Origin of the sequence: Paenibacillus maysiensis (assembly GCF_000520815.1) — a bacterium.
GTDB classification, from domain to species: Bacteria; Bacillota; Bacilli; order Paenibacillales; family Paenibacillaceae; genus Paenibacillus; species Paenibacillus maysiensis.
Window position 1 is genome coordinate 1 of the sequence record NZ_ASRY01000279.1, and the last position, 16,259, is coordinate 16,259.

At 49.7% G+C, this 16,259-nt stretch carries 16 protein-coding genes; 13 read left to right on the forward strand and 3 right to left on the reverse strand.

Features of this window, described 5'->3' with window-relative positions:
• The coding region (locus L696_RS28855) for an aconitase family protein (RefSeq protein WP_245233412.1) at nucleotides 1-718 on the reverse strand (718 nt) is incomplete at its 3' end.
• Between the two features lie 456 nt (nucleotides 719-1,174).
• Between L696_RS28855 and L696_RS0120735 the strand changes: the two genes are divergently transcribed.
• From L696_RS0120735 to L696_RS0120770, 8 genes are all read left to right on the forward strand, one after another.
• Nucleotides 1,175-2,170, forward strand: a complete 996-nt coding sequence (locus tag L696_RS0120735) for an amidase domain-containing protein (protein ID WP_025685342.1) — start codon at nucleotides 1,175-1,177, stop codon at nucleotides 2,168-2,170.
• Nucleotides 2,171-2,242: 72 nt separating this feature from the next.
• Nucleotides 2,243-3,331: a D-alanine--D-alanine ligase gene (locus tag L696_RS0120740; protein WP_025685343.1), complete on the forward strand. Its 1,089-nt coding sequence runs from the start codon at nucleotides 2,243-2,245 to the stop codon at nucleotides 3,329-3,331.
• A 98-nt stretch (nucleotides 3,332-3,429) separates the two neighbouring features.
• Complete coding sequence (locus L696_RS0120745) at nucleotides 3,430-3,744, forward strand: hypothetical protein (RefSeq protein ID WP_025685344.1); 315 nt, start codon at nucleotides 3,430-3,432, stop codon at nucleotides 3,742-3,744.
• Between the two features lie 131 nt (nucleotides 3,745-3,875).
• Nucleotides 3,876-4,877, forward strand: coding sequence for a UV DNA damage repair endonuclease UvsE (uvsE, locus tag L696_RS0120750; RefSeq protein WP_025685345.1), 1,002 nt, complete (start codon nucleotides 3,876-3,878; stop codon nucleotides 4,875-4,877).
• 173 nt (nucleotides 4,878-5,050) lie between these two features.
• Nucleotides 5,051-5,917 carry an inositol monophosphatase family protein gene (locus tag L696_RS0120755; RefSeq protein ID WP_025685346.1) on the forward strand — a complete coding sequence of 289 codons (867 nt, stop codon included), beginning with the start codon at nucleotides 5,051-5,053 and terminating at the stop codon, nucleotides 5,915-5,917.
• A 37-nt stretch (nucleotides 5,918-5,954) separates the two neighbouring features.
• Nucleotides 5,955-6,197 (forward strand): hypothetical protein, encoded by a 243-nt coding sequence (locus L696_RS0120760; protein ID WP_025685347.1) that lies wholly within the window; start codon nucleotides 5,955-5,957, stop codon nucleotides 6,195-6,197.
• Nucleotides 6,198-6,371: 174 nt separating this feature from the next.
• Entirely contained in the window at nucleotides 6,372-8,102 is a 1,731-nt protein-coding gene (locus tag L696_RS0120765) for a sensor histidine kinase (RefSeq protein WP_245233413.1), read from the forward strand.
• Nucleotides 8,080-9,639 carry a response regulator transcription factor gene (locus tag L696_RS0120770; protein ID WP_025685349.1) on the forward strand — a complete coding sequence of 520 codons (1,560 nt, stop codon included), beginning with the start codon at nucleotides 8,080-8,082 and terminating at the stop codon, nucleotides 9,637-9,639. The genes L696_RS0120765 and L696_RS0120770 overlap by 23 nt, the downstream gene beginning before the upstream one ends.
• 98 nt (nucleotides 9,640-9,737) lie before the next feature.
• On the opposite strand, the gene L696_RS0120775 is transcribed toward L696_RS0120770, so the two are convergent.
• Both L696_RS0120775 and L696_RS32795 read right to left on the reverse strand, forming a co-directional pair.
• Nucleotides 9,738-10,058 (reverse strand): helix-turn-helix domain-containing protein, encoded by a 321-nt coding sequence (locus L696_RS0120775; RefSeq protein ID WP_025685350.1) that lies wholly within the window; start codon nucleotides 10,056-10,058, stop codon nucleotides 9,738-9,740.
• 29 nt (nucleotides 10,059-10,087) lie between these two features.
• Complete coding sequence (locus L696_RS32795) at nucleotides 10,088-10,381, reverse strand: type II toxin-antitoxin system RelE/ParE family toxin (protein WP_049827473.1); 294 nt, start codon at nucleotides 10,379-10,381, stop codon at nucleotides 10,088-10,090.
• Nucleotides 10,382-10,804: 423 nt separating this feature from the next.
• Between L696_RS32795 and L696_RS0120785 the strand changes: the two genes are divergently transcribed.
• The 5 genes from L696_RS0120785 to L696_RS0120805 form a co-directional block, all read left to right on the forward strand.
• A complete protein-coding gene (locus L696_RS0120785) occupies nucleotides 10,805-12,097 on the forward strand; it encodes an ABC transporter substrate-binding protein (protein ID WP_025685351.1) in 1,293 nt (430 codons plus the stop codon).
• A 231-nt stretch (nucleotides 12,098-12,328) separates the two neighbouring features.
• Nucleotides 12,329-13,237, forward strand: a complete 909-nt coding sequence (locus L696_RS0120790) for a carbohydrate ABC transporter permease (protein WP_025685352.1) — start codon at nucleotides 12,329-12,331, stop codon at nucleotides 13,235-13,237.
• Nucleotides 13,238-13,242: 5 nt separating this feature from the next.
• Nucleotides 13,243-14,082 (forward strand): carbohydrate ABC transporter permease, encoded by an 840-nt coding sequence (locus L696_RS0120795; protein ID WP_025685353.1) that lies wholly within the window; start codon nucleotides 13,243-13,245, stop codon nucleotides 14,080-14,082.
• A 36-nt stretch (nucleotides 14,083-14,118) separates the two neighbouring features.
• Nucleotides 14,119-15,246, forward strand: a complete 1,128-nt coding sequence (locus L696_RS0120800; protein WP_025685354.1) for a rhamnogalacturonan acetylesterase — start codon at nucleotides 14,119-14,121, stop codon at nucleotides 15,244-15,246.
• Between the two features lie 73 nt (nucleotides 15,247-15,319).
• Nucleotides 15,320-16,259 (forward strand): glycoside hydrolase family 88/105 protein (locus L696_RS0120805; protein WP_025685355.1); only part of this gene is annotated, 940 nt, incomplete at its 3' end.

The window sequence follows — 16,259 nt, forward strand, 5'->3', positions numbered from 1 at the left end:
CCAGCATACCCGCCTCTGCCTCAATCCCGCCGACACCCCAGCCTACAACACCCAGACCGTTAATCATCGTCGTATGGGAATCCGTTCCGACGAGGGAATCCGGGAAGACGACGGTTTCGCCGTCAATTGTTTTGGTGGCGGCCACGGATGCGAGATACTCCAGATTGACCTGATGGACGATACCGGTGGATGGCGGTACGGCGCGGAAGTTGTTGAACGCCGTTTGCGCCCAGCGCAGAAAACGGTACCGTTCCTCATTACGCTCAAATTCTACATTAATATTATAGTCCAGCGCTTCACTGGTACCGAAGGCATCGACCATAACCGAGTGGTCGATAACAAGATCGACGGGTACGAGCGGGTTGATTTGTTTCGGGTCGCCGCCCGCTTTTTTCACAGTATCGCGCATGGCTGCCAAATCGACAACCACCGGAACACCGGTAAAATCCTGAAGCACGATGCGTGCAGGGATGAATGGAATTTCCTTGTTGGTGTCACGATCCTCAGCCCAGCCTGTAAGCTGTTGCACATGCTCCTCAGTAATTGCGCGTCCATCGAATTGGCGCACAGCGGCTTCCAGCAACACTTTAATGGAGAAAGGCAGCTTGGCGATGCCGCTTTTTCCTTGTTCCTCCAGTGCCTTGAGACTGTAATAACGGTAAGGCTTGCCGTTAACTTCGAGACTGCGGGCAATGGAGAATTGATCTTTTCCTGACATAAGTATTACCTCCTTGAAGTGGATGCTTGGGGAAAATAGGGATGTCGTTTTTTCGACGTCTTGCACAGTAGGTTTAATTTGGTTACGCTCTCATGAAAGTAGCATGGCTGATTTGAAGAATAATCGATTAACCTATGGATAACCGTTATTTTCATAATAGAGGAGAAGATGATTTTAATTTAGTTTCATTAGATGAAACCTAATTTCAAAATAATGTTTATGCATTAAGTATACCGTTTTCAATCGATTACGTAAAGTTTTTTTGGCCTAATTTATACACCGAAGCCTGGAAAATAAAACGTTCCTCTTTCTCGTGTTTCGGTGTTCATACCAAGCTTTAGAGATTCATACCTATAGATAGAGAGCCATATCAGGCTATAGCGGGAAGTAAGAAAGTTATTCAGTATCCCGGCTATTCCCAAACAGGGATGGCGGGACGGAAATGGAGGGACAGGGATGGGGGAGCGGGAATGGAAGCAGGCCCTTTTTGCTTATGTGAACCAATATAACCGGAGTGAGGTGAACAGCGCTCCACAGCCGGATGAATATCTGGAGGTAGGTCAGCGGATGGAGCGTGCGGCTCGTACGGCTAGATTGGAACAGTGGTATAACGAGCGGAACGCCGTTCCATTACGTAGCGAAACACGCGCCAAGCCGCTGCGAATTGTGCAGGATACGCCGGAAGAGGCTGTGGTGGATGTACAACTGCATGTCCGGCTCTTTTATGAAAAAGGCGGGATGACTCACCGGGAGGATCGTATTGAACGGGAACGTTTGACGTTCACGCGCGAGGGTGAAGCCTGGCAGGTGGCAAGAATCGAGCGTGATCCGGCAGAACGAAAGCCGGCGGGGGGAGAGGTTCCTTTTGAACAGGCGTCGTTTAATCAGGGAGGGAATCTGCCGCTGCTAAATCGCGGTGTACTGGGGTTTGGCTCATCAGCACGCCCCAACCGATATCGCCGGGAAGAGGCGGCAGCCTATGCGGATCAGTGGTGGGATAGCTTCAACCCGGAGTTTGAAGGTTTTGATGTGGATTGCACCAACTATATCTCGCAATGCCTCTTTGCAGGGGGCGCACCGATCCACTATACTGGTAAAAGAGAATCGGGCTGGTGGTACAAAGGACGGGTCGCTGGACGTGAGCTGTGGAGCTACAGTTGGGCGGTTTCCAACAGCCTGGAGCGGTATTTGGGCTCCAGCTCGTGGGGGTTGACCGCCGAGCAGGTGAGTCGTCCGGAGCAGCTAATGCTGGGGGACGTCATTTTTTATGATTGGGATGGTGACGGCACCTTTCAGCACAGCACGGTGGTAACGGCCTTTGATGCGGGCGGGATGCCGCTTGTCAATGCGCATACAGTAAGCTCCAGACATCGTTATTGGGACTACAAAAATTCGTATGCGTGGACGGACAACACGGTGTATCGCTTTTATCATATAGCCGACTATTTTTAAATGAAATGTTTATAACAGGTACAGTGACGCAAATCAGGCACAATGACGAAGGCAGGAAAGCGGAGGATAGGCATGGCAAAACAAAAATTGACCGTAGGGCTGGTGTACGGCGGCAAATCGGGCGAACATGAGGTTTCGCTGCAAACGGCGTATGCGGTACTGAACGCTTTTGATTATGAGAAATACGAGATTATTCCTTTTTATATTACGAAGGCTGGCGATTGGCGCAGAGGGGCGCTGCTTGACGCACCCTTGGCTTCCGTAGAGCAATTGAAGCTGGAGCGCGCAGAGGGCGGTACGAAGGCGGCATTAGATACGTTGTTTGGCAAGTTGTACGGAGAGCAGACGCTGGATGTGCTGTTCCCGCTGCTACACGGCACCTTTGGTGAGGACGGAACGATCCAGGGCTTGTTCGAAATGGCAGATATGCCTTATGTCGGTGCAGGCGTGCTGGCTTCTGCCGCAGGGATGGACAAAGGCGTTATGAAGAAGCTGTTTGAGCATGCAGGATTGCCGCAAGTGAAATACTGTTATTTTAACAGTACACAGTGGTCAAAAACCCGTCATGATCTGGTGCGCCAAATGGAAACTGAATTAGGGTATCCGTGCTTCGTCAAACCGGCGAATCTGGGATCAAGTGTCGGTATTTCCAAAGCCAGTAACCGGGAAGAGCTGGAAAAAGCAGTTGAGCTGGCTCTGCAATTTGATCTGAAGGTCATTGTGGAGGAGTATGTCGATGCCCGCGAGGTCGAGGTCAGTGTACTCGGCAACGACGAGCCGATTGCTTCCGTACCGGGCGAAATTGTATCGTCCAGCGACTATTACGATTATGCTGCCAAATACACGGACGGCCAATCGGAAATGCTCATTCCGGCACCGCTGGACGAGGAAGTAGCAGATCGTGTCCGTGAAGCTGCATTGCAGGCATTCCGCGCTCTGGAGGGCTGTGGTATTTCCCGAGCCGATTTCTTCGTTAGACGTTCGGATGGACATATTCTTATTAATGAAGTAAACACGATGCCGGGCTTTACGCCGTTCAGTATGTATCCATTGCTGTGGAGAGAAACAGGCGTATCCTATCAAAGCTTGCTGGACCGCATGATTGCGCTCGCGCTGGAGCGTTATGAACGCAGGTCAGCGCTGCATTACGAGAACTCATAAATTCGAACCAGGGGGGGCTGATCACTCCCCTTTTTGTTCATATACATGGTTTACAATCAGGATTTGTAAAAATCCTTCACGAAAGGTGGCGGCTAAACATGGGCTTTCAAACGGAATTTAACTCGGTGTGCAAATTCAAGAGCGAACAGGAATTGTACGAACTGCTGGAATACGGACGCGGTAAAATGGTTAAATCCGGACTGCGTGTGTTCCCGACAGGCCAGAAGGTCATCGCTTACAGTGCGGACAACGTGGCAGTTGCCATCGTGCAGATTGTCGGCTGTATTGCCGAAATCAATTTTCAGGGCGACGAAGTGACCGAGGTTGAAATGATCCTCATTCGCAAGCTGAATGAAGAGGAAGCAAGAATTCAGACTGCCTTGGCGGATGAAATGTTTTTTGGAGCGCAATAGGCAGGACAAGAACTGGTTCACGCCGAATCAGAGGGAGCTTTTCCGGGTATGATCAGTAGAAAAGGGATTGAGGTCACAGAACGAAAGCGGCCTTGCCATCTACTGCGATCTGCTGAAAGGAAGGACACCCTATGATAGTAAGGTTCGGCTATGTAGCCATGTCAGTCACCGTACAAAATGCGTCGCCTTCCAAAACGATGACGCTCGCCAGCTTTAACAAAATTGGAGATCGAGAGGCCGCTATTCGCAAGCTGGAGCGGATTGCAGCCGAAAACCTGCATAATACACTGCGACTACTGCGTCATAATCGGGCGAGCGATATCAAGGTGTACCGTTTTTCATCCAAGCTGATTCCGCTGGCGACTCATCAGAATTTGCGTGACTGGGACCCCTTTCAGGCGCTTGCCGCTGATTTTGCAGAGGTCGGGAATGTTGTCAAGGCGAACGGGATGAGGGTATCGTTTCACCCGGATCATTTTACAGTGCTGAGCACTCCCCGCCCGGAAGTGCTGCAAAGCTCCATTAACGATCTCCAGCATCATAAAGCAATGCTGGAGGCGATGGGGCTTGGTGCGGATGCCAAGAACAACATTCATATCGGCGGCGCGTATGGAGACAAGGTGACGTCGAGTCAGCGTTTTGTAGAGCAGGTGGATGCGCTGGAGCTTTCGTTAAGGGAACGAATGACGCTGGAAAACGATGATAAAACGTTTAATGCGGTGGAAACGCTGGAAGCGTGCAAGCGGACGGGGCTGCCGATGGTTCTCGACATTCATCATCAATGGGTGAATAATGAGGGCGAGAAGCCGTGGGAGCTGTGGCCCGGCATTTTGGATACCTGGAAAGGGGAACTGGCTCAAACGGGATCTTCTCCCGATCATCCACTGCCACCCAAAATCCATGCGTCCAGTCCCAAAAGTGAAAAAGACCCCCGCAGTCATGCCGACGGTGTTCAGGTGGAGCCGTTGCTTACTTTTTTGCGCAACATTGCCGGATATACGGATCAGATTGATGTCATGCTTGAAGCCAAACGCAAGGATGAAGCGTTGTTCAGACTGATGGACGAACTGCGTGCACGGGAAGGTGACGGAGTGAAGGTGCTGAATGGAGCTTCGGTAGAAATTACGCCTTAAAGAATAGTATTCTGCGGATAATGCTCCCATATAGAGAAACTTTATGAAGCTTATTGTGTATACTAGAATGTGTAAACTAGATGTGTACCTTTAATAGAGATGGTTAAGAAGCTGTGCTGTAATGCAGCTTCGTAAACCACGTAACAAATGATATAGAAAGTAGAGTGAACACGTTGAATGAACATGAAAACGAAAAGGTTCCCTATATCGTATCAGGAAAAAGCTATACCGCCGTGGCCATTAACGCAGCATCCAAAGCCGGGGAATGGATCAAAAGCAGACTGGGTACCGTTGAACAGTTAAGCACCAAGCAGTCTTCGACGGACCTTGTGACCGAAGTGGATAAAGGTGCGGAGCAAATGATCCGCAGACTGATTCTTACCCATTTTCCCGACCATGCCATTCTGGGCGAAGAGGGTGTAGAGCCGGGGGCTGAGGCTTCGGCCCGTGCGTTGGAGGCTGCTCGCGAAGAGGAATATTTGTGGATTATTGATCCGGTAGACGGCACGACCAATTTTGTACACAGCCTGCCGTACTACAGTGTATCTATCGCCTTGGCCCACCGTGGAGAGGTAATTGTCGGTGTCATTTATGATCCGTCCCGCGACGAAATGTTTGTGGCTGAAAAAGGTAAGGGCGCGTATGTGCATGGCAATCCCATGAGAGCATCCAGAGAAGAAACACTGGGAGATAGTCTGGTGTGCATCGGCTTCCCGCCGGACCGCACTTTTGCACAGCCGCTGAATATGAAGATTACACAGGCACTTACACCTCAGGTGAGAGGCATCCGGGCGCTTGGCTCGGCAGCATTGCATTTGGCCTATGTGGCTTCAGGACGGCTCACAGCTTACTGTGAAATCGGTCTGAATGCTTGGGATGTGGCAGCGGGCGCTTTGCTGGTGCAGGAATCGGGGGGAACGATCACAGATACGCTCGGTAGACCTTATGACCTGAGTGTGCGACATATTGCAGCTACGAATACAGCTATTCATTCACAACTTATTCAAGTGCTGAAAGAAGCAGACGCAACCGGGTTATAATTCTACGTAGACCATCATCCTGAAGGAGGAAATCGCGATGAGCCAATCCGAAGAATTGGAACGCCAGCTCAGTGAACTGCTGACGGAAGGCGAAATTCGTGAGAATGAGGCCAAAAGACGGGAAAGGCTCAGCCCTAAATATGAGGTGCGGGTTCAGACTCATATTGATCCCATTGTCGAGGAGACGCGTAAATACCGGAGTATGGCACGGGAACTTGATGATCGATACGACGAATATATGAGCAAGGCGGACAAATCGAAACCAACCGATCAACGCTAAGCGAACACAAATACCTCTTGCCGAATGACCAAGGCTTGGGGTATTTTGTATGATGTACAGCTTTATCAGGCAATCTCCATTCCAGACTGGACCGGACAGGACGAGCGAAGGAGGCGACATTCACTGATTACCTATTTTAAGAGCGCTTACAAAAATGCCGGAATCCATCATAAAATGGTACTGCTGATTACGGTACTCATGCTGGTTAATTTTGCGGTTGTTGCAGTCATACTTAAATACGTATTTCATATTTATGATAATCAAATGTACAAAAAGACATCCGAAGTACTCAATATTTCTTCAATCGGCATTGAAAATGAGTTGAAGGATGTTGAAAAAGTTACTTTCAAGGTAACAACGGATGAGCAGCTTCAACGTTATTTGCTACAACTGGAAAAGGAAACCTCACCTTATGCCAAAATGGTGCTGCGTAAAAAAATAACGAATAGGCTTGTCGCCTTTGCCGGCTCTGAAACCTATATCTACTCTATGATGGTGATCGACAAAGAGGGGCAAGTCATGAGTGCGGGCAACCGCGAGGGCATTCCTCAGGAGCTTCGCTCCACCCTGTCGATGCTGGCAGACGAACATGACGGCTCCAATGCATGGTATGTGGCGGGTCACTCCTCCCTGCTGGCTGCGAGGCAGTTCAAATCCTTTACGGATTCCAACTTTACTCTGAACGGACTCGGAACGCTGGCGATTCGTGTACGGATTGACCGGATTGTAGCCGACCGTGTGCAGACTTCTGGGGGTGACGGAAAGCTAATGATCACCGATGGAAGACGTATGATCTATCCCGAAACACCGCTGTTGAGTGACAGCGATATTCAGGCCGAGCTTGGGCGAAAGCAGCCTTATGGTATTGCAACCTACACAGGCGGAACCTTTTTCGCAGCTCAAACCAAATCCTCCTATACGGGCTGGACGTATTTGCATATGACCCCCTTCGACGACATGTTTCGCAGTATTACGATCATCAAAGAAATTGTAAGCGCTATTTTTGTCATTATGCTTCTGATCGCGCTGGCACTGGGGGCCCGACTATCTGGCAGTATTACGAAGCCGATCGTTCAATTAATCCAGAACATGCGTAAAATTGAAAAAGGCGATCTGGATCGTCTGGAGGAGGAAGCTCTCGGCGCGGTTCCGCTTTCCACACAGGATGAGGTGGGCTTGCTGCACCGTACCTATAAGAAGATGATCCGCCGTATCCGTGAGCTGATTAATGAGAATGTGGCAAAGCAGCTATTGCTGCGGGAAACGGAGCTTAAAGCGCTTCAGGCGCAGATTAATCCGCATTTTTTGTATAACACGCTGGAGTCCGTGAACTGGCTCGCCAAGGCGAATAAGCAAGATCGGATTTCGGAAATGGTGGAGGCGCTGGCCTTTCTGCTACGCAGTGCCGTCAGTTTTGAAGAACAGCTCATTCCACTTCGAAAAGAGCTGGATATTGTGCGAAGTTATGTAACGATCCAAAAAACACGCTTTGATGAACGTCTTGTTTTTCATCTGGATGTCCCGGAAGAACTGATGGACGCGCAAATTCCGAAGCTAACGCTCCAGCCTTTGGTAGAGAATGCGATTCATTACGCGCTGGAGCCGCGAATTGAGCCATGTCGGATTGCTATCATTGCCCGGGAGCAAGAAGGTGCATTGTTGCTGCGGGTCGAGGATGACGGGCCGGGCATGACTCAGAATTTTTTGGAGCAGCTGCGGAGTGGGCAGGTCACTACCCGTGGTCAGGGTATTGGGCTTGCGAACATTCAGGAGCGGATTGACCTGACGTTTGGTACACCGTGGGGCATAGAGCTGCATAGCGAGTCAGGAACAGGAACGTCGATTCATCTCTGTATTCCATATGTGAAAGGGGATCAGGATCATGTACAAGGTGCTGCTGGTTGATGATGAGCGTATGATTTTGGAAGGTATATCACAGGTGGTCGATTGGGGCAAAGCGGGTACGAGGCTGGTCGGTACGGCACGTAATGGGATTGAGGCGTATGATCAGATTCAGGCCAGCCCGCCTGATTTTGTCATTAGCGATATCTCTATGCCCGGACTGGACGGAATCGGACTGGTGGCGAGAACGACGGAGCATTTTCCGGACGTTCGTTTCATTCTGTTGTCTGGTTATAAGGATTTTGATTATGCCTGCCGGGCCATGCAATACGGGGTAAAGCACTATTTGTTGAAGCCCTGCAACGAGCGGCAAATCCATGAGGCGCTGACTGAGCTGGGGCAGGAGCGGGAGGAACAGGACGAACGCAAGCAGTTCGTGAACCGGATGAAGCTTGACTTTCAGCGTATGCTGCCTCATGTGAAGGAGCATTTTTTGAAGGAGTTTATTTCCTATAAAACTTACGGCAGTCGGGATATCGCTTTTTATGAGCGGTTATTCAGTCTGGAGCTGCAAGATAAGCAGGTTCGGATGCTGCTGCTGCGGGTCGAGGAATCCCATGAGCCGGAGCATCTGTTTGCGCTGCAAAATATTGCGGCGGATTTAATGGACGATGTATTGCTTGGGACGACCATGCAAGGACAACTGCTCATCGTGCTGGAGAGCGGGGATGACACGTCACGGCTGATAAAGCAGATTGAAGCGGTGCGTGCGACGTTTCGTCGCTTTTACAAGCTGGAGGTAACGATCGCGGTTAGTGAGTCGGATAGTATGCAGCATTCACGCGGGATGTATCGGGAGACGCTGCATTGTATGAATCACCGTTTTTACACCGGGGAGGGCAGTCTGATCACCAAGGAGGATCTGGCAGCCGAAGAACCCCGGGAGATGGCAGATTTGGAACTGGACGAAGAGAAGTTCGGCCTGCTGATTAAGGCGGGGAATACGGAGGAGGTAGCGCAGGAGGTAGATCGGCTATTCGGCATCCTGTCCCGTATGAAGCTGGAAATTTCCGTGACCCGCTCCTATGTGCTGCAACTGTATGCAGCCATGATTCGCATATGTCCCGAGGAGGAACGCGCGGCATTCACCAGCCGAATGGTCGTGCTGGCTGAGCAAAAAACACTCGCTTGCCTCAAATCTTTCGTACAGGAAGCTGCCGGACGAATGACCGCGATCTATTATAAAAGCAACGTGTCCCGGCAGTCCTCTACCGTTGATAAAATGATCACTATCATCGAGCAAAACTACAGAAAATCCGATTTGTCACTGAACGGAGTAGCAGGTCAAATGCTGTACATGAATTCCGACTACTTAGGAAAAATTTTCAAAAAGGTGACGGGTGAAAACTTTTCGCACTACGTCAATCGCTACCGCATCGAGCGTGCGGCTGAGCATATTCGGGAGACGGGAGACGTCAAGGTATTCGAGCTGGCCGAATGGTTCGGTTTCGGCGGAAACGCCCAATATTTCAGCCAGGTATTCAAAAAATGGGCCGGCATGACCCCATCGGAGTATATTAAATCACAGGAACGGGGATGAGCGGGTAAGTAAGGCTCTAATTCCCTTCCTCAAAAGAAAAAAGGAGCCTCACGGCTCCTTTAAAGTTTCATGGCATACATCATATTACACGTTAAAGTTTATACGTACGTCAATTTAGATGCAGCTTGTTCATTAGTTGATTCTTCAAACCCAAGTTTGAAGCCCAAAGCAAGAGCTACTTTCATTACAGTCTCCATAGAGGGCACAGACGTTGAAGTCTCCAATCTCGCCACTTGGGCTTGAGTAATACCAGTTCTCTCAGCTACATCCCGTTGTGTAAGCCCAAGTTCTTTACGTCTGCGGACGATATCATTTACTACCCGAGCCATTTCAGCGATCACTTGTTTTTCATAATCAGTTTTATAGTTTAACTGTTTGCGTCTATCGGACCAAGTTTTAAGTTCTGGTTTCTCATTCATTGTGTTATCACCTCCGGTATCAAGGGGATTTACTTTCCGAAACGCTTCATCCAATCCTTCATCCTATTTTCGGCTCGTTCAATTTCATGATTTGGGGTTTGTTGAGTGCTTTTCTGAAAGACGGTTAACAGCACGAGCTTACCTTGCCAGCGAAAGTATAGGATTCGAAGGCGTCCAGGCCGTAATTCGTACAACCCGCCTCGTAAAGGGCGTGTGTGTGGCATTCCATCCTCTACTCTCTGAAAAGTGTAATCAATATCTTCTAGATGTTTCTCAGCTTTCACCGCATACAGCCTTATCATCCAGTAATTGCAGGAAGTCATCCACTTCAGAGTTCCCTTTAACCGTATAATAAAAAATAATTTCTGCTATGAAACAACCTCGTTTCTCTGTAATCAGACTTTGATATCGTCCTTGATATAAATATATCAAGGACGATATCAAATGGCAAGAGGATCTTCATGTTGTGATCATAGGCTTAATTTCAGAAATCCGGGGGCGGTGGCGATGGGAAGCATCATCCAACTGCGTAGTGGCACGATAAGAAACTTTTAAGTTCGGCTTATTTAGGTACAAGTAATCCCCTCTGTTTTTTAAACCCAGGAAACCTGATTTGTGTATTCCAATGTTTCGCTGCTTTTGGGAAAATAACAACAGGAGCAAATGTAAACGCTATCAAATTAGCGTAAATACGTTGTCACTCGTAATGCGGCTCCTTTCTAGAACAGCGAAAAGGGGAGAGATAGGTGGGCAAAAAGGGATGGTTTCTGATCATAGCCATGCTGCTCGTTTTGACGACGGCATGCAGCGGAGCAAATGGCGGCAGCAATTCGGGCACAAGTGCAGACGGGAAGGTAAAGTTGCGGATCGCTTGGTGGGGATCGGATACGCGTCATGAATACACGCAGAAGGTCGTTGATTTGTATAAGCAGAAAAATCCAAATGTAACGATTGATGTGGAATACGCCTCTTTTGATGACTATTGGAAAAAGCTCGCCCCGCAGGCTGCGGCAAACCAACTGCCGGATATTGTACAAATGGACATTTCATACATTAGCCAATATGCGAAGAATGGCCAGCTGGAGGATCTTGCGCCTTACTTGAATCAAAAAATCCAGGTCGCTGATGTGAACGAAAATGTACTCAAAACCGGCGTAATTGCTGGAAAGCAATATGGTATTCCAACAGGTGTCAATGTTCTGGGCTTCCAGTATGACCCAGCGTTGCTCAAAAAAGCGGGCATAGACAAAATTCCTGACAACTGGACATGGGATCAATACAAAGAACTGGCCTTGAAGGCAGGCTCCAATAAAGTTCACTTCGATAGCACTATGGCTGCCGATATTTTCTTCCACTACTATTTGCGTACACATGGAAAGTCTCTCTACAATGCGGAAGGAACAGGATTGGGGTATGACGATGACAAGCTGTTTGTCGATTTCTTCGGCGGATTGGCTGATCTGATCAAGAAGGGGGCGACCCCGTCTCCTGAAATTATGAACCAAACGAAGGGTATTCTTGAGGAATCCGATATCGTAAAAGGAACAGGCATCGGCATTTGGCAGTGGTCCAATCAGTATGTGGGCTTACAGCAGGTCGTTAACCGCCCAATGGCGCTGGCTCCGATGTTTGGGCCGAATATGGAAAAAGGTATCTACATGCAGCCTACGATGTATTGGACGGTCGCTGCCCGTTCGCAGATGAAGGATGAGGCGGCCAAGTTTATTGATTTCTGGATGAACGATGTGGAAGCCAATAAATTGATTAAAGGCGAACGGGGCGTACCGATTTCCGCCAAAATAAAGGAAGCTGTAGCTCCTGAGTTGAGCGAGGCTACGAAGCAGGTATTTGATTTTGTGGCTTCCATGGAGCCAAAGGCTTCTCCAATGAGCCCACCGCCGCCAGTTGGATCACCGGAAGTGATTGCAACGCTGACCGATTATATTGAGCAGGTCAATTTCGGACAGATGAAACCTGAGGATGCAGCGGTCAAATTCCGCGCAGATGCGAATGCCATTCTTGCGAATAATAAGCAGTAGGCGGTGCAATGGAAGCTTATCTTTGAGTGCCTGAACCAACTTTAGCATTTGGGCGAATGCAAGTTTCGTTAAGTTAACCGTGCGTAGTGCATAGCTTGATTGCGTACGGTTAACCCGACGAGCAAATTGCATAAGCTACCTTTGTATAATTACAATAAAATACACGTAACAACGGATATGTATTATTTTTAATCCGATCTATTTAGGAAATTGTAACAGAAGGGAGGCTTGATGAGCTTGCGAAATCATCAGAGCTTGAAAGCCAATATGACCGGATATGCGTTTATCAGCCCGTTTATTGTGGGCTTTCTGGCGTTTACGTTAATTCCAATGTTTATTTCGCTGTATCTGTCCTTTACCACCTACAACCTGTTCACCCCGCCCAAATGGATTGGTCTGGGGAACTTCGAAAAAATGTTCACAGGCGACCCGAAATACTGGAATTCGATCAGGGTCACGTTTACGTATGTGCTGGTTGGTGTACCGCTGCGACTGATTTTCGCGCTGTTTGTGGCTATGATTTTGAATACCAAATCGCGCATGGTCGGCGCGTATCGGACGATGTACTATCTGCCGTCCATTATCGGGGGCAGCGTTGCGGTATCCATTATGTGGCGGAACATTTTCAGCAATAACGGCATAGTGAACAGCTTGCTTTCGACCCTGGGGGCGACTCCGGTGAAATGGTTTGGTGATCCGGATGCTTCGCTTACGATGCTGATCACCCTGTCCGTATGGCAATTTGGCTCCTCCATGCTGATTTTTCTGGCAGGTTTGAAGAACATCCCTGTTGAATTGTACGAGGCGTCCAGTGTAGATGGCGCTAAGCCAGTACGAAAATTTTTCAGTATTACGCTGCCGTTGCTTAGCCCAATTATTCTATTTAATCTGATTATGCAGACGATCAGTGCCTTTATGACCTTCGTTCCGGCCTACGTTATTTCCAAGGGCGAAGGGGGCCCAATGGACGGAACGATGCTGCATTCACTGTATCTGTTCCGGCAGGCGTTTATGTTCAGCAACATGGGATATGCGGCGGCGATGGCTTGGGTCATGCTCATTATGATTGCGATCCTGACAGCGATTTTATTTATATCATCCAAATATTGGGTATTCTATGAAACGGAAAAGGGGCGCTGATACCGATGGCATGGAAAACGTTTAAATGGCCGATCTATCACATACTGGTTGCCGCACTGGCGCTCCTGATGCTGTATCCCGTTTTTTGGATGCTGTTCAGTTCGTTTAAAGAAAGTCGGACGATATTCGTCACGGCATCCTCGCTTTTCCCTACAGAATGGATCTGGCAAAACTATGTAACAGGCTGGAAAGGGACGACTGGCTACAACTTTGGCACGTATATTATGAACTCGCTCACGATCGTGGTGATTTCAACGATTGGAGCCGTGCTTTCCTCCTCATTGATCGCATTTGGCTTCGCACGCTTGAAATTCAAGGGGCGTAACTTGTGGTTTGCCTTGATGATGGTGACGCTTATGCTACCAGGGGATGTGGTGCTGGTGCCACAATATATTATTTTCACCAAGCTCGGCTGGATTAACACGATTTTGCCGCTGGTGGTGCCGTCCTTTTTCGGAATGCCGTTCTTCATCTTCCTGATGGTTCAGTTTATACGGACGATCCCAGCAGAGCTGGATGAAGCGGCGACGATTGACGGATGCGGCAAGTTCCGACTGTATTTCAGAATTATATTGCCTTTGCTTAAATCTTCGCTGGCTACAGCGGCAATCTTCTCTTTCTACTGGAAGTGGGAGGATCTGCTCGGTCCGGTGCTGTATCTGAACTCTCCGGAGAAATATACCGTATCTATTGCACTCAAGATGTTCCTCGACAGCGAGTCTGCCTCCAACTGGGGTGGGATGTTCGCCATGTCCATCTTAAGCTTGCTACCGGTTATCGCTGTATTCTTCGCATTCCAGAAGCAGATTGTTGAGGGAATGAGTACAAGTGGATTGAAGGGATAGGGTAGGGCTAAGGACTATTGCGGAGAGGTGAGTGGAATGTGGAAGTTCGATTTTGGTCCGGGTGAGCCTGCGGATGGTTACACGGGAGTCCCCCCGGATTGCCTGTATACTGCCGAGCAGGGCTACGGGTTTGAAGACGTAGACCATGTGTATGGTCGGGAAAGGCGGATGTCCGACGTAACCGCACCCAAGGATACGCTCGCACGGCTGCGAAGCAGCTTTTGCATCCCGCTGGGGGCTGCGTTTGTCGCCGATGTACCGGAGGACGGGACGTATCTCGTCACCGTGCTGCTCGGCGATCCGCTCGCAGAGACGCTCACACGCCTCAAAGCGGGCGAGGGCAAGCATGTGCTGCCCCCGTTACACACGCTGCCGGGCCAGTTCACCGAGGCCCGGTTTACTGTGCCCGTCAGAGGCGGCATGCTACGCCTCGCCGTATCGGGCACCGCCCCGCGGCTCAATGCGCTGGAGATTGCGCCAGCGCCACAGACCCTCCGGCTGTTCCTGGCCGGAGATTCCACGGTTACGGATCAGGCTGCGTCCGGCTATCCGTATACAGGCTGGGGCCAGGCTTTGCCCGCCCTGTTCAAGCATGATGTTTGCGTGGATAATCACGCCGTATCGGGAAGAAGCTCCAAAAGCTTCGTGGACGAAAGACGGCTGGACGTCGTTTTGGCTGAAATGAAAGCAGGAGACTTCCTGTTCATCCAGTTCGGCCATAATGATCAGAAGTCGGACCCGGAACGGGCTACAGAGCCTTTTACAACCTATAAGGAGCATCTGCGCCTCTACATTGACGGAGCCAGAAGTCATGAGGCTACTCCAGTGCTGGTCACACCTGTACACCGCCATTATTTTAACGGGGATGGTACGCTATCCGACACACATGGTGACTATGTAACAGCGGTTCGTGAGCTGGCGGAAGAGGCGAACGTGCCGCTGATTGACTTGGCTGCCCGCACGCAAGAGTTATATGAACGGTTGGGTCCCGAAGAGAGTAAAGAGCTTTTTATGTGGCTGCTGCCGGGTGAATTCATGAACTTTTCCAGTGGCTTGGAGGATAATACACATTTTCATGAGAACGGTGCGGTCTGTATTGCAGACATGGTGGTGGATGCTGTGAAGGAGCTGGATTTGCAACCCTTACGCATGTATGTACGATAGACGGACGGATTGTTCTCGAACAGGTGTCAAGGAGGCAGTTAACGTGAAACTTACTAAAGGGGGAGACGAGGAAATGCCTGCATTGATTTTTGATGAGGAACAAATTAAACAGGTGATCGACCGGGTGGTGGAGCGTACGTTTCAAATGCACTATAGCTGGGATTGGCCTGGCGGTGTAGCCTTTTACGGGGTGTGTGAAGCCTATGAAGCAACCGGGAACGAGAAGTATTTGACCAAATTAAAGGAATGGGTCGATGAAAATATTGCGGATGGACTTCCACCGCTCTCGGTGAACGGTGTGTCTGTGGGACACTGCTTGCTGACGCTGTATCAGGCTACAGGTGAGCAAAAATACCTTGATATCGCCATCGAGATGGCAGAATTTTTGGCCAAAAAAGCGGAGCGGTTTGCCGACGGCATTTTCCAGCATACCGTGAATTCACTTCATGACGTATTTCCGCAGCAGGCGTGGGTGGATACGATGTTTATGGCGGGCTACTATTTGCTGCGCATCGGCCATCTGCTGGGCAACCGGGAATATTGGGAGGACGGTATCCGTCAATATCACGGGCATGAGGAATTTTTGCAGGACCCGGATACGAATCTGTATTATCACGGCTGGGATCATGCGAACCAAAGCCGGATGTCGGGGATATACTGGGCGCGGGGAAATTCGTGGGCGGCACTCACGATGGCAAAGGCGCTGAAATTTGTGGAGGTGCAGCATCCATCCTATATGATCATCGACGGTTCGCTGCGCGACCAGCTCAGTGCGCTGGTGCGGCTGCAATCCCCGGAAGGGATGTGGCATACGGTGCTGAATGATGAAACCTCCTATCTGGAAACCTCGGGCTCCGCAGGCATTGCGACAGCTTTGCTTATGCAGGGACGATTGTTTAACAAATACACGCAAAAGGCGATCGACGGTATTCTTTCCCGAATCAAGGAGGACGGCACCGTGACGGGTGTATCCGCTGGAACCGCCGTGATGAACGATATTGACGGCTACCCGA

Bases quoted from the DNA above. Each gene is read 5' to 3' on its own strand.
- L696_RS0120735 (WP_025685342.1), top strand. From the start codon at position 1,175: ATGGGGGAGCGGGAATGGAAGCAGGCCCTTTTTGCTTATGTGAACCAA.
- L696_RS0120740 (WP_025685343.1), top strand. From the start codon at position 2,243: ATGGCAAAACAAAAATTGACCGTAGGGCTGGTGTACGGCGGCAAATCG.
- L696_RS0120745 (WP_025685344.1), top strand. From the start codon at position 3,430: ATGGGCTTTCAAACGGAATTTAACTCGGTGTGCAAATTCAAGAGCGAA.
- uvsE (WP_025685345.1), top strand. From the start codon at position 3,876: ATGATAGTAAGGTTCGGCTATGTAGCCATGTCAGTCACCGTACAAAAT.
- L696_RS0120760 (WP_025685347.1), top strand. From the start codon at position 5,955: ATGAGCCAATCCGAAGAATTGGAACGCCAGCTCAGTGAACTGCTGACG.
- L696_RS0120765 (WP_245233413.1), top strand. From the start codon at position 6,372: ATGGTACTGCTGATTACGGTACTCATGCTGGTTAATTTTGCGGTTGTT.
- L696_RS0120770 (WP_025685349.1), top strand. From the start codon at position 8,080: ATGTACAAGGTGCTGCTGGTTGATGATGAGCGTATGATTTTGGAAGGT.
- L696_RS0120775 (WP_025685350.1), bottom strand. From the start codon at position 10,058: ATGAATGAGAAACCAGAACTTAAAACTTGGTCCGATAGACGCAAACAG.
- L696_RS32795 (WP_049827473.1), bottom strand. From the start codon at position 10,381: ATGACTTCCTGCAATTACTGGATGATAAGGCTGTATGCGGTGAAAGCT.
- L696_RS0120790 (WP_025685352.1), top strand. From the start codon at position 12,329: ATGAGCTTGCGAAATCATCAGAGCTTGAAAGCCAATATGACCGGATAT.
- L696_RS0120795 (WP_025685353.1), top strand. From the start codon at position 13,243: ATGGCATGGAAAACGTTTAAATGGCCGATCTATCACATACTGGTTGCC.
- L696_RS0120800 (WP_025685354.1), top strand. From the start codon at position 14,119: ATGTGGAAGTTCGATTTTGGTCCGGGTGAGCCTGCGGATGGTTACACG.